The sequence below is a fragment of the Mycobacterium sp. 852013-50091_SCH5140682 genome (assembly GCF_001665685.1).
In the GTDB taxonomy this organism is placed as follows: Bacteria; Actinomycetota; Actinomycetes; order Mycobacteriales; family Mycobacteriaceae; genus Mycobacterium.
Map to the genome: position 1 here is coordinate 72,899 of NZ_LZTB01000080.1, position 13,522 is coordinate 86,420.

Genomic DNA, 13,522 nt, shown 5'->3' on the forward strand with positions numbered 1-13,522 from the left:
TTTACATCTACCTGCCTTGTGTATAACGGTACCGCAGGTATCGACTAAATGTCTACGTCGGATTTCAAAAGTTTGCCGGGAGGGTGGATGACGTGGTCGAACTGAAGACAGAAACCGAGATAGCGGCCATGACGGCCGCCGGATCTGTCGTCGCAGAGGCATTGCGAGCGGTGGTGGCAGAGGCCGCTCCGGGGCGCACGACAGCCGATCTGGACCGCGTAGCGGCCGACGTGCTGGCCGCCCACGGCGCCACTTCCCCCTTCCTCAACTACCACCCCCGCTGGGCTCCCAGCCCGTTCCCCGCGGTGCTGTGCGTGAGCGTCAACGACGCCGTCGTCCACGGCGTGCCCGGCGACACCGTGCTCGCCGACGGCGACCTGGTCTCGGTGGACTTCGGGGCAATCTTGAACGGCTGGTGCGGCGACGCCGCCCGCAGCTTCGTCGTCGGCACGCCGCGGCCCGGCGACACCGAGCTGATCAAGGCCACCGACGCGGCGCTCGCGGCCGGTATCGCGGCGGCCCGGCCCGGCAACACTCTCGGTGATGTCGGCCACGCCATCTCAACCGTGGCACGTCAGGCCGGCTACGGCCTGCTCGCCGATCACGGTGGTCACGGCATCGGCCGCACCATGCACGAGGCGCCGCACGTCCCCAACGAGGGCCTGCGCGGCAAGGGCCTCAAGCTGCGGTCCGGCCTGGTGATCGCCATCGAGCCGATGCTGATCGCCGACGGCACCGACGACTACGTGCACGACTCCGACGGCTGGACCCTGCGCACCGCGACCGGCGCGCGCACCGCCCACAGTGAGCACACCATCGCCGTCACCCCCGGTGGAGCGCGGATTCTGACACTTTAAGCTGGTCCCATGGCTGAATTGACGATTCCCGCCGACCTCAAGCCCCGCGACGGCCGTTTCGGCTGTGGACCGTCCAAGGTGCGCCCCGAGCAGCTGACTGCGCTGGCCGCGGCCGGGGACCTGTTCGGCACCAGCCACCGGCAGGCCCCGGTGAAGAATCTGGTCGGCCGGGTGCGCGACGGGCTGCGTGCGTTGTTCTCATTGCCCGACGGCTACGAGGTGGTGCTGGGCAACGGCGGCTCGACGGCGTTCTGGGACGCCGCGGCGTTCGGCCTGGTCGACAAGCGATCGCTGCACCTGACCTACGGCGAGTTCAGCTCGAAGTTCGCCTCGTGCGTCGCCAAAAACCCGTTCGTCGGCGACCCGATCATCCTCAAGGCCGATCCGGGCAGCGCGCCCACACCGACCTCTGATCCGTCGGTCGACGTCGTCGCGTGGGCACACAACGAGACCTCGACGGGTGTCGCGGTGCCGGTCCAGCGTCCCGACGGCGACGCGCTCGTCCTCATCGACGCCACCTCGGCGGCAGGCGGACTGCCGGTCGACATCACCGACGTGGACGCCTACTACTTCGCCCCGCAGAAGAACTTCGCCAGCGACGGCGGCCTGTGGATCGCGGTGCTCTCCCCCGCCGCGCTGGCCCGCATCGAGGCCATCGCTGCCACCGATCGTTGGGTGCCCGACTTCCTGTCCCTGCCGATCGCGGTGGACAACAGCGTCAAGAACCAGACCTACAACACCCCGGCCATCGCCACGCTCGTGCTGCTGGCCGAGCAGATCGACTGGCTGAACGGCAACGGCGGGCTGGACTGGGCCGTCAAGCGCACCGCGGATTCGTCGCAGCGGCTGTACTCGTGGGCGGAGGGCACCTCGTTCGCCACCCCGTTCGTCACCGATCCGGCGCTGCGCTCGCAGGTGGTCGGCACCATCGACTTCGACGACTCCGTGGATGCCGCGGCCGTGGCGAAGACGTTGCGGGCCAACGGCATTGTCGACACCGAGCCGTACCGCAAGCTGGGCCGCAACCAGCTGCGCATCGGCATGTTCCCAGCGGTCGACCCTGACGATGTCAGCGCGCTGACCCGCTGCGTGGACTGGGTCGTCGAACGCCTCTGACGCCGCTACCGCGTGTCAGCACGGTTACGGGCTGATAACGCAGTATGGTGCGCCAAGGAGGTCGGTAATGCGAGAACTCAAAGTCGTCGGGCTCGATGTCGACGGCAAGCGCATCATCTGTGAAACCGACGACTCCTCGGAGTTGTTCAGTGTGCGCGTCGATGATCGACTGCGTGCCGCGGCGCGTGGTGACCGAGTCGCCTCGAATCAAACCCAGATGGATCTAGAGGTGCACAGCGTGCTGCGTCCCAAGGAGATTCAAGCCAAGATCCGCGCAGGAGCCTCGGTGGAGCAGCTGGCAGCTGCCGCAGGCGTACCGATCGAACGCGTGGAACGGTTCGCTCACCCGGTGCTACTGGAGCGTGCCCGGGCAGCGGAGCTGGCCACCGCCGCACATCCCGTGCTCGCCGACGGGCCCGCGGTGCTGACCTTGCTCGAGACCGTGACCACGGCGCTTGTCGCCCGCGGGCTCGACCCGGACGCCACCAGCTGGGACGCCTGGCGCAACGAGGACAGTCGGTGGACCGTGCAGCTGTCGTGGAAGGCGGGACGTTCCGACAACGTCGCGCACTTCCGGTTCACCCCGGGCGCGCACGGCGGAACCGTCACCGCATCCGACGACACCGCCCTCGAACTGATCAATCCGGACTTCAACCGGCCGCTGCGCCCGGTGGCGTCGCTGCCGCAGCTCGACTTCGATGCGCCCGCGCCGACGCCCGTTCCCGAGCCGGTCGCCGCGCCGGTGCAGCAACCCGAACCCGTCGCGACCGAGCCTGCGCCGCCGAAGCCCGCACGTTCACGTAAGGCGCGGCCCGCCGTGCCGGCCTGGGAGGACGTGCTGCTGGGTGTCCGTTCGTCCGGCGGCCAGCGCTGAGGTTGACCTGAACCAATCTTGAGGTCATAGCGTCGGTGCATGACCTCGATCGGCTTGGCGACCAGCAATCCGTTCACCGATGACGCGTCCCTCGTGGCCGACGAGGCGCAACACGCCGAAAGCCTCGGCTACGCCACGCTGTGGCGTTCCGGAAACCTGCCGATGGTCTCGGTGGCGGTGCGCGCGACCCGCACGATCGCGGTGGCCACGGGCATCATCCCGGTGGTGCGGGTGCCTGCTGCCGACGTCATCGCCACGCACACCGAGCTCGAAGGCACCGATCCCGGCCGCTTCATCGTCGGGCTGGGCGGCGCGCACGGACCCCATCCGGTCGCCACGCTCAACGCCTACCTCGACGAGCTGGACGCCGTCGGCGTCGACAACCGAATGCTGGCCGCGCTGGGACCGAACATGCTGGCGCTGGCGCGGGACCGGGCCCGTGGCGCCTACCCGTTCCTGGTGACGCCCTCCTACGTCGCCGAAGCCCGGTCGGCGTTGGGACACGACAGGACACTGGCGGTGCTGCTGATGGTCATCCCGGTCACCGACCCCGAGACGGCTCGCCGGGCGGCCGCCGGACCGCTCGAGTTTCTGACGGCGCAGGGCGGCTACCGGCGCAATCTGCTGCGACAGGGGTTCACGGCGGCCGATATCGACACCGTCAGCGACCGGTTGCTCGACGGGATCGCAGCCTGGGGTTCGCCCGGGCGGATCGCAGAGCGCATCGCCGAGTATCACGCCGCCGGGGCCGATCAGGTGGTCTTGCGGATTCTGGGCGCCGACGACGTGGCGGCGTGGCGCACGCGACTCGCCGAAACCCTCATCAGTTAGTTATAGTGACTAATAACTAGTCTAGCTATATATCTGGAGGGGCTCATGCCGCGCACCGAGAACGACACCTGGGACTTGGCCAGCAGCGACGGCGCGACCGCCACGCCGGCCTGACGCCTCACTGCGACAGGACTGCCGCCAGCAGGGCGATCCAGCCGACGGCCACGCCTGCCCCGGCCCCGAGGACGAACCAGCGCCACACGGGCCGGTGCCGCCAACCCCACACGGTCGGTGCGAGGCCGCCGACCGCCGCCATGTTCAGGCCGATCGCCAGCAGCGGGTGCACCCGAGTGAGGCCGAGGCCGAGGACCACGATGGCCGCCGCGAGCACCGCGGCCACGAATCCGGCCACGGTCAGCCCGGTCCCCCACGGTGTCGAATCGTCGGTCACGGATTCAATCTACGTCGGCTCCGAGAGCCTGGCCCGCTCATAGAACGCCAGCGCCGCGGCAGTGGCGACGTTGAGCGAATCGGTGCCGCGCGACATCGGGATCCGCACGCGCACATCACTGGTCCGCATGGTGTGCTCGGTGAGCCCCGGCCCCTCGGCGCCGACCAGGATCGCCACGCGCTCGGACTGCAGATCCGCCATCGCCTCCGGCAGCGTCGCCGCGGCCGAATCCGGCGTCATGGCGAGAACACGGAACCCGTTGTCCTGCAATATCTTCAGATCCGCCGGCCAGGACTGGGCCCGGGCGAACGGCACCAGCAGGGCATGACCCATCGACACCCGCACCGCGCGGCGGTACAGCGGGTCGGCACATCCCGCGCCGAACACCACGGCGTCCACCGCGAGCCCCGCCGCGTTGCGGAAGATCGAACCGAGGTTCTCGTGGTCGTTGACGCCCTCGAGCGCCACCACGGTCCGGGCATCGGAGATCACGTCGGCCACCGACAGCTCCGGCGGCCGGGACGCCGAGGCCAGTACCCCCCGGTTGAGGTGGAAGCCGATGGCGGTGGCCATCACCTCCGCGCTGGCCCGGTAAAACGGGACAGGTACACCGGCGAGGTCGTCGGCGAGTTCCCCGAGTCGCCGGTCGGTGCCGAGCAGTGCCCGCGGCACGAACCGCGAGGCAAGCATGCGCTGCACCACCAACACTCCCTCGGCGATGACCAGGCCCTTGCCGCTGGGCAGATCCGGCCGTCGGTCGACGCTGTTGAGATCGCGGAAATCGTCGAGACGCGGGTCGGCGGGATCCTCGATGTCGATGACCTGAAGTGCGCTCACGCGCCGTCGTCGACCATCGCCGAGATCAGATCGGCCGCCGCAACCAGTGTTTCGCGTTCGTCGGGGTCGAGCCGAGCCAACCGATCCTTGAGCCAGTCCTGGGTGGCCCGGCGTTCGGCCTCGATCAGGCTGACGCCCGCGGGCAGGGCCGAGACCATCACCTGGCGGCCGTCGACGGGATGGGCACTGCGCTCCACCAGGCCCTGCTCGGCCAGCGCCGCGATCACCCTGGTCATCGACGGCGGGCGCACCTGCTCACGCACAGCTAATTCTCCCGGTGTCATGGAACCCTCTTTGGCCAATGTCGACAGCGCCGAGAGCTGGGTCAGCGAGACCGCCGAGTCCGAGCGCCGGACTCTCAGTTGCCGGGTGAACCGCATGACGGCCAGGGCCAGGTCACTCGCCAGCCGAGCATTCGGGTCTTTCACACGGCAAATAGTACTGAGTGCCTGGCCCGCCGGTCTTCGAGTACTTTGGTCAGCGATGACCGACGAGCCGCAGCCGCCGCCGTTACCCGCGTCGCTCCTTGAGCCGTGGCCGGTGATCGTGGTGATCGCGGCGGGATGGCTGATCACGACCGTCCTGGCCTTCACCGTGCCGGCCCTGCACACCTGGCGGCCACTGTCGCTGGCGGGCTTGGCCATCGGCCTCCTGGGCACGTCGATCTTCCTGTGGCAACGTCACGCCGTGCGCCGCGGAGCGCGCGGTGCCCAACGCGGATTGACCTGAGGAGAACCATGGCTGCCCCACTGCTGCAGGCCCAGATCGACATCGATGCCCCGGTCGACAAGGTGTGGGCGCTGATCTCGGATCTGAGCCGGATGCCGCAATGGAGCCCGCAATGTCGGGTGATGAAGCTGCGCGGGCCGCTGCGGCCGGGCGCCCGCACGCTCAATCTCAACAAGCGCAAGTTCACCTACTGGCCCACGACCAGCACCATCACCGAGGTCATCCCGCAGCAGAAACTGGCGTTCAAGGTCGACATCAACAACACCATCTGGTCCTATGAGCTGCAGCCCACCGAATCGGGCACCCGGGTCATCGAGAGCCGCCACGCCGAGAACGGTGTGAAGCCCATCTCCAATGCGCTCATCGACGCGTTCATGGGCGGGGTACCGAACTTCGAGGACGAACTGGTCGAGGGTATGAACGCCTCGCTGGCCCGCATCAAGGCGGCCGCCGAGCGCTAATCGGCGAGGTCGAGGACCCCGTCGTCGTACGGCTCGTACAGCGGGGAACCCGTCCCCGGCGGGGGCGGGGTGTCCGAATGGGCACCGCAACCGTAGTTCGCCTCGACGACATGGCCGTCAGCGGAGAGTTCGTTGGCGCACACGCCGAACATCACGCCGAGCGCACCGCCGAGCGGAAGGTAGAAGGCACAGTCGCGACACGCCCTGCGGGTCGACCGGGCCATCGCGGAACCCGGGCCGTAGTCGCCGTCGTGCCATCGCTGTGCGGCCTCGGCGCGACCGAAGGGGCTGAGCACCTGGCGGCGGCCGAGTCCCAGCTCCACCGCGGTGTCGTCGATCAGCGGGTCGCCCGTCGCCATGAAACCCGGGGTCAGGCGCGGATCTTCGGCCGGCGGAGCCAGCAGGTCACCGGGACCGAGATCGCCCGGCCGCACCCGCTCCTGCCACGGCACCCATTGCGGCGCCAGCAGCGCCGTCGGCCCCGGCACGAGAACAAGTTCACTGATGGTGGCGTGGTCGGCGCCCGGGTACGCCGCCATCACGACCGCCCACTGCCAACCGCGGTAGCCCGTCAAGTTCGCCAGGAAGCGATGGGTCGCCGAGCTGGGATCTTCGAACGTGGCACCGAGGTACTCCCCGACCGTCTCCGCGCCGCTGAACTCGGCCAACGCCGCGCGCGCCTGGTCCACCGCACCCATCAGCAACGCCTCAAGGCCCGGCGCAGGCACAGCATCCGTCGCCGGCTCGGCCTCGGGGGCCTGCTCGGCCTCGGGTGCCTGCTCGGATTCCACGGCCTGCTCAGGGGTTTCGGCCTGCTCAGCAATCTCAGCCGGCTCGGAAACCTGCTCGGCGGCCTGCTCAGCAGGTTCGGTCACGCTTTCCATCGTCATCCATAGTGCCTGACTGGTTCGGTCGAAAGCCACACCGGTCGCCCATGCACCCCGCCGGGCCCGCATAGGCGAGAATCGAGGGGTGACCTACTACCCGCCGCGGCCGCCGGCCGATCGTGGCGCGGAGCATCCCGGCATGGCCAATTACCCCAGCGACGAGACGCCCCGGCGCCCCCGCCGGCCGTCGGGCCCGAGCTCCAACCGCTGGTTGCCGCCGCTGGACGACGAGCAGGCCGGCAGCTACCGCTCCGATCGCTCCGACCCGCAGCCGCGCGTCGGCTCCGCGGCCGGGGAAAAGGTGACAGTGACCCGTGCCGCGGCCGCGCGCAGCCGTGAGATGGGTTCGCGGATGTATGGGTTCGTGCACCGCGCGGCCACCGCCGACGGCGCCGACAAATCCGGGCTGACCGCGCTGACCTGGCCGGTGGTGGCCAACTTCGCCGTCGACGCGGCCATGGCCGTCGCCCTGGCCAACACGCTGTTCTTCGCCGCGGCCAGCGGTGAATCCAAGAGCAAGGTGGCGCTGTACCTGCTGATCACCATCGCCCCGTTCGCTGTGATCGCACCGCTGATCGGGCCCGCCCTCGATCGGTTGCAGCACGGCCGCAGGGTGGCGCTGGCGGCGTCGTTCGCACTGCGCACGGTGCTGATCGTGGTCCTGATCGCCAACTACGACGGCGATTCGGGCAGCTACCCGTCGTGGGTGCTCTACCCGTGCGCGCTCGGGATGATGGTGCTGTCCAAATCGTTCTCGGTGCTGCGCAGTGCCGTCACACCCCGCGTGCTGCCGCCGAGCATCGACCTCGTCCGGGTCAACTCCCGGCTGACCACCTTCGGGCTGCTCGGCGGAACCGTGGTGGGCGGCGGTATCGCCGCGGCCGCCGAATATCTGCTCAGCGTCGTGCATCTGCCCGGTGCGCTCTACGTCGTCGCCGTCGTCTCGGCGGCCGGTGCGGTGCTGGCCATGCGGATCCCGAAGTGGGTCGAGGTCACCGAAGGCGAGGTGCCCACGACGCTGAGCTATCACGGCGGCCCGGGTGACCTGCGGCGGCCCGGCAAGACCAAGGCGGCGCGGCAGCCCATGGGCCGCAACACCATCACCGCGCTGTGGGGCAACTGCACCATCAAGGTGATGGTCGGATTCCTGTTCCTGTACCCGGCGTTCGTGGCCAAGTCGCACGACGCCACCGGCTGGCAACAGCTGCTGATGCTCGGCCTGATCGGAGCCGCAGCAGGCATCGGCAACTTCGGCGGCAACATCGCCGCCGCCCGGCTCAAACTCGGCCACCCCGCCCAACTGGTGGTGCGCGCCTCCGTCGCCGTCACCGCCGTCGCGCTGGCCACCGCACTGACCGGCAACCTTCTCGTCGCGGCGGGCGCCACGCTGGTGACCTCGGCCGCCAGCGCGATCGCCAAGGCATCGCTGGACGCGTCGCTGCAAGACGATCTGCCCGAGGAGTCGCGCGCATCGGCCTTCGGCCGCTCCGAATCGGTTCTGCAGCTGGCCTGGGTGGCCGGTGGCGCGACGGGCGTGCTGATCTACACCGACCTCACCGTCGGGTTCACTACCATCACCGCCGTGCTGATACTCGGTCTCGCGCAGACCATCGTGAGCTACCGCGGCGAGTCACTGATCCCCGGCCTCGGCGGTAACCGCCCGGTGCTGGCCCAACAGGAAGGCGGAGGACCCGCGATGGCGAGCACGACGGACATGCCGCGATGAGGCGATTCCTGGCCATCCTCGCGGTGATCGTCGTGGTGGCGGCTGCCGGCACGGCCGTGGCGGTGTCGCAGCTGAGTCGCGGACACGACGAATTGCCGAAGATCAGTGCCTACAGCAACGGGCATCTGAGCAGGGTCGGGCCGTTCCGGTACTGCCCGGTGCTCAACCTCAACGACTGCACGCAGTCAGGCAACCAGGGCGTGCTGCGGGTCAACAAAGAGCACCCCGTGCAGCTGTCGGTGCCCGCCGAGATCGCCCGCGCACCGTGGCGGCTGCTGCGCGTCTACGAGAACCCGATCGACACGACGCTGTCGCTCTACCGCCCGAATACCACTCTGGCCGTGACGATTCCGACGGTCGACCCGCAGCGTGGGCGGCTCACCGGGATCGCCGTGCAGCTGCTCACGCTGGTGCAGGATCAGAACGGCGACGTGTTCGACCTGCCGCACGCCGAATGGTCGGTACGTACCGACTGGCCAGACAAGGCTCAGCCGGCACCGTGACCGGAGGGCACCCGTTCGGACTCGCGAGTCGGCCCGGGCGGCGTGCCATCGCCGAACGGCCTGCCGCCCAATGACTCCCGGCCGTGCGGGGTGAGCCAGTCGGCCAGCTCGGGGCCTTTCGGGACGATGCGCGTCGGGTTGATGTCAGCATGCACGATGTAGTAGTGCTGCTTGATCTGCACGAAGTCGATGGTGTCACCGAAACCGGGGGTCTGGAACAGGTCACGGGCATAAGCCCACAGCACGGGCAGCTCGGTGAGCTTGGACCGGTTGCACTTGAAATGGCCGTGGTACACGGGATCGAACCGCGCCAGCGTGGTGAACAACCGCACGTCGGCCTCGGTGATGGTGTCGCCCACCAGATATCGCTGGGTCGCCAAGCGCTCGGAGAGCCAGTCGAGCGCGGTGAACAACCGGTCGTAGGCAGCGTCGTACGCCTCCTGTGACCCGGCGAAACCGCAGCGGTAGACGCCGTTGTTGACCTCGGTGTAGATGCGCCGGGCGACCGCATCGATCTCGTCGCGCAACGGTTCGGGGTACAGCTGCGGAGCACCGTCGCGGTGGAACTCGGTCCACTCGGTGGAGAAGTCCAGCGTCATCTGGGCGAAGTCGTTGGTCACCACCGCACCCGTCGGCACGTCGACGACAGCGGGCACCGTAATACCCTTGGGGTAGTTGGGATCCCGCGCGAAATAGGCGTCCTGCAGCCGCGGGATCTTCAGCACCGGGTCGAGCCCGCCAGGGTCGAGGTCGAAGGTCCAGCTGCGCTCGTCATGCGTAGGGCCGCAGAAGCCGATGGACAGTGCGTCCTCCAGCCCTAGCAGCCTGCGCACGATGATCGCCCGGTTGGCCCACGGGCACGCGCGCGCCACCACCAACCGGTAGCGGCCGGCCTCGACGGGAAAACCGTCGACCCCGTCGCGCGTGATCCGGGTGGTGATGTAGCTGGTGTCGCGGTTGAATTCGCCTCCGGACGATGACTTGTCGGCGACGTATGAGCCCTGGGTCATACCCCCAGTCTGCCCCGCCGCACCGCGTCAGGCGTCGAGTTCCCTGGCGACGGCCTTGACCACCTCGGACACCCGTCGGGCGACCTTGCGATCGGGATACCGGCCCTTGCGCAGCTCCGGCTGAACCGTGTCCTCCAGCAGCGTGATCATGTCCGAAACCATGCCGTGCAGCTCATCAGGAGTGTGCTTGTGCTCGGGACGCTCGGCTTCCCGACGAGCCTTGGAGAGGCTCGGCGGCGGGTCAATCAGCTTGAGGCTCAATGCCTGAGGACCACGACGACCTGCAGCGACCCCGAATTCGACGCGCTGACCGGCCTTGAGCGCCTCGATGCCCGAAGGCAACGCCGAAGACCGGACGTAGACGTCCTCGCCCTCTTCTTGGGACAAAAACCCGAAGCCCTTTTCGGCGTCGTACCACTTAACCCTGCCGGTCGGCACTGGACTCACCTGCTCGTTGTTGTTAGCACTACTGGAGACACACAAAGTTCGCGTCCCGGTTTGCGCCGGAACGCGATGTGCAGATCCTACTCTGAGGCGGTTCGCTCCTTCATCCCCATTACTCGGTAGGCTTGGACCACCGCTGAAGGAGATGCGCCCTATATGCGAGTGATACTCAATGTCATCTGGTTGATCTTCGGCGGCCTGTACCTGGCGCTGGGATACCTGCTGGCAGCGCTGATCTGCTTCATCCTGATCATCACCATCCCCTTCGGGTTCGCCTCGCTGCGCATCGCGTCCTACGCGCTGTGGCCGTTCGGCCGCACCATCGTCGACAAACCGGGCACCCGGCCGGGCGCGCTGATCGGCAACATCATCTGGATCCTGTTGTGCGGCATCTGGCTGGCCATCGGCCACCTGGTCAGTGCAGTCGCGATGGCGATCACCATCGTCGGCATCCCGCTGGCGCTGGCCAACCTCAAGCTGATCCCGGTGTCGCTGATGCCGCTCGGTAAGGAGATCGTGCCGGTGGACTCGGTCAGGACGCCGGTATGACCGTCACCGGGCTCGGATTGCCCGCCGTGAACCGTGGCGGGCCCACGAAGCCCGCTCCGGCCAGCGGCCCACTGATCGACACGTATGGGCGGGTGGCCACCGACCTACGCGTCTCGCTCACTGACCGGTGCAACCTGCGCTGCACCTACTGCATGCCCGCCGAAGGCCTGGACTGGCTGCCCGGGCAGGCCCTGCTCAGCGCGGACGAACTGGGGCGCCTGCTGCGCATCGCCGTGACCCGGCTCGGCGTCACCAGCGTGCGCTTCACGGGCGGCGAACCGCTGGTGACCCGCCATCTGGAAGACGTAGTGGCCGCGGCCGCGGCGTTGACGCCCCGTCCTGAGATCACCCTGACCACCAACGGCATCGGGCTGCAACGCCGTGCCGCCGGGCTGCGCCAAGCCGGGCTGGACCGCATCAACGTCTCGCTGGACAGCGTGGACGCGGCGCATTTCGCCCGGATCACCCGCCGGGACCGGCTGGCCGACGTGCTCGCGGGCCTGGCGGCGGCCAAGGCCGCCGGGCTGCAACCGGTGAAGGTCAATGCCGTTCTCGATCCGGTGTCCGGGCTTGACGACGCGGTCGACCTGCTGCGGTACTGCCTGCAGCAGGGCTACCAACTGCGCATCATCGAGCAGATGCCGCTGGACGCCGGGCACAGCTGGAAGCGCGATGCGGTCGTCGACGCCGACCGCATCCTGCAGACCCTGCGGCAGCACTTCGACTTGCAGCCCGATCCTCGTCCGCGCGGCTCGGCGCCCGCCGAGCTGTGGCAGGTCGGGCCAGGACCGACGCATCCGGGCGGCACGGTCGGGGTCATCGCCTCGGTGTCACACGCCTTCTGCTCGGCCTGCGACCGCACGCGACTGACCGCCGACGGCCAGATCCGCAGCTGCCTGTTCTCCACAGAGGAGACCGATCTGCGGGGGCTGCTGCGCGGCGGCGCCGACGACGCTGCGATCGAGGCCGCGTGGCGCAGCGCCATGTGGGCCAAGCCCGCCGGGCACGGCATCAACGATCCGAGCTTCGTGCAACCGCAGCGGCCTATGAGCGCGATCGGAGGCTGACGATGACAGCCACCGTCGAAGTGACGGTCCGTTATTTCGCCGCCGCGGCGGCCGCTGCGGGCGTCGAGACCGAAACGTTAGGTCTCAAATCGGGAACGACCATCGAGGAACTCATCGGACAGCTCGGCGAACGCAACGCGGAACTCGCGCGAGTGCTGAAACGGTGCTCCTACCTGTGCGATGGCGTCGCGGTGCGCGACACATCGGGCGCCGTGACAACGCCGCAGACCCTCGATGTGTTACCCCCATTCGCCGGCGGGTAACGTGATTTGCATCACATAACGAAATGGTCACGAGCTGGCTACGAGCGGGTTTATCGAACCTGCGACCTGCGGAAACGCTTCAGTAACCTGCGGCTTTAATGCTCTTTTAAGTTTTGCCCGGCGGGAAAACGCCCGAAGCGGCAAAAGATGACGAGACCGCGACGAGCCGTTACCTTCATTCCCAAGTCAACTGACTCTCTATCGGATGACCTGCCACCCCCGATTGCGCCGAGCTCCATCCATCGGGCGAGTGGCTAACGACGAGCACAACTTGGATGGAGGCGGGGGACCCACCGGTCCACCGAGCTACAAGGACCAGGAGCCGCTTGCGGCCCCTTGGGGTGAAGCCGTCGTCGTTTCGACGTCGCCGGCCGGGCTACCTCTCCAGCCCGAACCCGACAGCTGACCTCGTGGGCGCATACGAGAGGACCTGCACGCTCATGAGTGGACGGCATCGCAAGCCCACTACGTCTTCATCAGCCAAGAACGTCGCCAAGATCGCCGTGACCGGCGTCGCGCTCGCCGGAGGCAGCCTCGCCCTGGCAAGCCAGGCGTCCGCCGCGACCGACGGCGAATGGGACACCGTGGCTCGTTGTGAGTCAGGTGGCAACTGGGCCATCAACACCGGCAACGGCTACCAGGGCGGGCTGCAGTTCTCGCCGAGCACCTGGTCGGCACACGGTGGCGGCCAGTACGCCCCGGCCGCCAACATGGCCACCAAGGATCAGCAGATCGCCGTCGCCGAGCGCGTTCTGGCGAGCCAGGGCAAGGGCGCCTGGCCCGTATGCGGCCACGGCCTGTCGGGCTCGACCCCGCGCAACGTGGTGAACCAGCCGCAGCCGCTGGACAACGCGGCCGGCAACGCTCCTGAGGCCCCGGCTCCCGATGCTCCTGCCGTCGAGCCTGCCGCGTTCGATCCCGCCGCGGCCCCGGCCCCTGACGCTCCCCCTGTCTCTTATACACATCTGACGCTGCCG

18 protein-coding genes and 1 riboswitch are annotated in these 13,522 nt (G+C 68.4%); of the genes, 12 read left to right on the top strand and 6 right to left on the bottom strand.

Annotated features, from left to right (window positions below):
- The first annotated feature begins 92 nt into the window (after positions 1-92).
- The 4 genes from map (at position 93) to A5784_RS22200 (ending at position 3,678) form a co-directional block, all read left to right on the top strand.
- Positions 93-857 carry a type I methionyl aminopeptidase gene (gene map, locus A5784_RS22185; protein ID WP_064947065.1) on the top strand — a complete coding sequence of 255 codons (765 nt, stop codon included), beginning with the start codon at positions 93-95 and terminating at the stop codon, positions 855-857.
- Between the two features lie 9 nt (positions 858-866).
- The gene (gene serC, locus A5784_RS22190; RefSeq protein ID WP_064947043.1) at positions 867-1,973 is read left to right on the top strand and encodes a phosphoserine transaminase; all 1,107 of its coding nucleotides are present in this window, start codon (positions 867-869) and stop codon (positions 1,971-1,973) included.
- A 67-nt stretch (positions 1,974-2,040) separates the two neighbouring features.
- Positions 2,041-2,847 (top strand): septation protein SepH, encoded by an 807-nt coding sequence (gene sepH, locus A5784_RS22195; protein WP_064947044.1) that lies wholly within the window; start codon positions 2,041-2,043, stop codon positions 2,845-2,847.
- A 39-nt stretch (positions 2,848-2,886) separates the two neighbouring features.
- The gene (locus A5784_RS22200) at positions 2,887-3,678 is read left to right on the top strand and encodes a TIGR03620 family F420-dependent LLM class oxidoreductase (RefSeq protein WP_064947045.1); all 792 of its coding nucleotides are present in this window, start codon (positions 2,887-2,889) and stop codon (positions 3,676-3,678) included.
- A 118-nt stretch (positions 3,679-3,796) separates the two neighbouring features.
- On the opposite strand, the gene A5784_RS22205 is transcribed toward A5784_RS22200, so the two are convergent.
- The 3 genes from A5784_RS22205 to A5784_RS22215 are packed head-to-tail and all read right to left on the bottom strand — an operon-like array spanning position 3,797 to position 5,334.
- Positions 3,797-4,069 (bottom strand): DUF2537 domain-containing protein, encoded by a 273-nt coding sequence (locus A5784_RS22205; protein WP_064947046.1) that lies wholly within the window; start codon positions 4,067-4,069, stop codon positions 3,797-3,799.
- Between the two features lie 9 nt (positions 4,070-4,078).
- The gene (locus tag A5784_RS22210) at positions 4,079-4,906 is read right to left on the bottom strand and encodes a TrmH family RNA methyltransferase (protein WP_064947047.1); all 828 of its coding nucleotides are present in this window, start codon (positions 4,904-4,906) and stop codon (positions 4,079-4,081) included.
- Positions 4,903-5,334 (bottom strand): Rv0880 family HTH-type transcriptional regulator, encoded by a 432-nt coding sequence (locus tag A5784_RS22215; protein WP_064947048.1) that lies wholly within the window; start codon positions 5,332-5,334, stop codon positions 4,903-4,905. The genes A5784_RS22210 and A5784_RS22215 overlap by 4 nt, the downstream gene beginning before the upstream one ends.
- A gap of 55 nt (positions 5,335-5,389) precedes the next feature.
- On the opposite strand from A5784_RS22215, the gene A5784_RS22220 reads away from it, so the two are divergent.
- Complete coding sequence (locus A5784_RS22220) at positions 5,390-5,635, top strand: DUF2530 domain-containing protein (RefSeq protein WP_064947049.1); 246 nt, start codon at positions 5,390-5,392, stop codon at positions 5,633-5,635.
- 8 nt (positions 5,636-5,643) lie between these two features.
- Entirely contained in the window at positions 5,644-6,096 is a 453-nt protein-coding gene (locus A5784_RS22225) for an SRPBCC family protein (protein WP_064947050.1), read from the top strand.
- Here A5784_RS22225 and A5784_RS22230 read toward each other — a convergent pair.
- Positions 6,093-6,794, bottom strand: a complete 702-nt coding sequence (locus A5784_RS22230) for a DUF3027 domain-containing protein (RefSeq protein WP_156750708.1) — start codon at positions 6,792-6,794, stop codon at positions 6,093-6,095. The two genes, A5784_RS22225 and A5784_RS22230, sit on opposite strands and share 4 nt — an antisense overlap.
- Positions 6,795-7,122: 328 nt before the next feature.
- On the opposite strand from A5784_RS22230, the gene A5784_RS22235 reads away from it, so the two are divergent.
- Together A5784_RS22235 and A5784_RS22240 are read left to right on the top strand one after the other, a co-directional pair.
- Positions 7,123-8,709 carry an MFS transporter gene (locus tag A5784_RS22235; RefSeq protein WP_156750709.1) on the top strand — a complete coding sequence of 529 codons (1,587 nt, stop codon included), beginning with the start codon at positions 7,123-7,125 and terminating at the stop codon, positions 8,707-8,709.
- Positions 8,706-9,212, top strand: a complete 507-nt coding sequence (locus tag A5784_RS22240) for a DUF2771 domain-containing protein (RefSeq protein ID WP_064947052.1) — start codon at positions 8,706-8,708, stop codon at positions 9,210-9,212. Before A5784_RS22235 ends, A5784_RS22240 begins: the two co-directional genes overlap by 4 nt.
- Here A5784_RS22240 and A5784_RS22245 read toward each other — a convergent pair.
- Positions 9,197-10,222: a glutathione S-transferase family protein gene (locus A5784_RS22245; protein ID WP_064947053.1), complete on the bottom strand. Its 1,026-nt coding sequence runs from the start codon at positions 10,220-10,222 to the stop codon at positions 9,197-9,199. The two genes, A5784_RS22240 and A5784_RS22245, sit on opposite strands and share 16 nt — an antisense overlap.
- 27 nt (positions 10,223-10,249) lie before the next feature.
- Positions 10,250-10,660: a cold-shock protein gene (locus A5784_RS22250; RefSeq protein WP_029369734.1), complete on the bottom strand. Its 411-nt coding sequence runs from the start codon at positions 10,658-10,660 to the stop codon at positions 10,250-10,252.
- Positions 10,661-10,822: 162 nt separating this feature from the next.
- Between A5784_RS22250 and A5784_RS22255 the strand changes: the two genes are divergently transcribed.
- From A5784_RS22255 to A5784_RS22270, 4 genes are all read left to right on the top strand, one after another.
- The gene (locus A5784_RS22255; RefSeq protein ID WP_064947054.1) at positions 10,823-11,215 is read left to right on the top strand and encodes a YccF domain-containing protein; all 393 of its coding nucleotides are present in this window, start codon (positions 10,823-10,825) and stop codon (positions 11,213-11,215) included.
- On the top strand, positions 11,212-12,282 hold the full coding sequence (gene moaA, locus A5784_RS22260) for a GTP 3',8-cyclase MoaA (RefSeq protein WP_064947055.1): 1,071 nt from the start codon (positions 11,212-11,214) through the stop codon (positions 12,280-12,282). Before A5784_RS22255 ends, moaA begins: the two co-directional genes overlap by 4 nt.
- A gap of 2 nt (positions 12,283-12,284) precedes the next feature.
- On the top strand, positions 12,285-12,545 hold the full coding sequence (locus A5784_RS22265) for a MoaD/ThiS family protein (RefSeq protein ID WP_064947056.1): 261 nt from the start codon (positions 12,285-12,287) through the stop codon (positions 12,543-12,545).
- A gap of 253 nt (positions 12,546-12,798) precedes the next feature.
- Positions 12,799-12,977, top strand: a riboswitch (cyclic di-AMP (ydaO/yuaA leader).
- Between the two features lie 8 nt (positions 12,978-12,985).
- A partial coding sequence (locus A5784_RS22270) for a transglycosylase family protein (RefSeq protein ID WP_197514835.1) occupies positions 12,986-13,522 on the top strand: 537 nt, incomplete at its 3' end.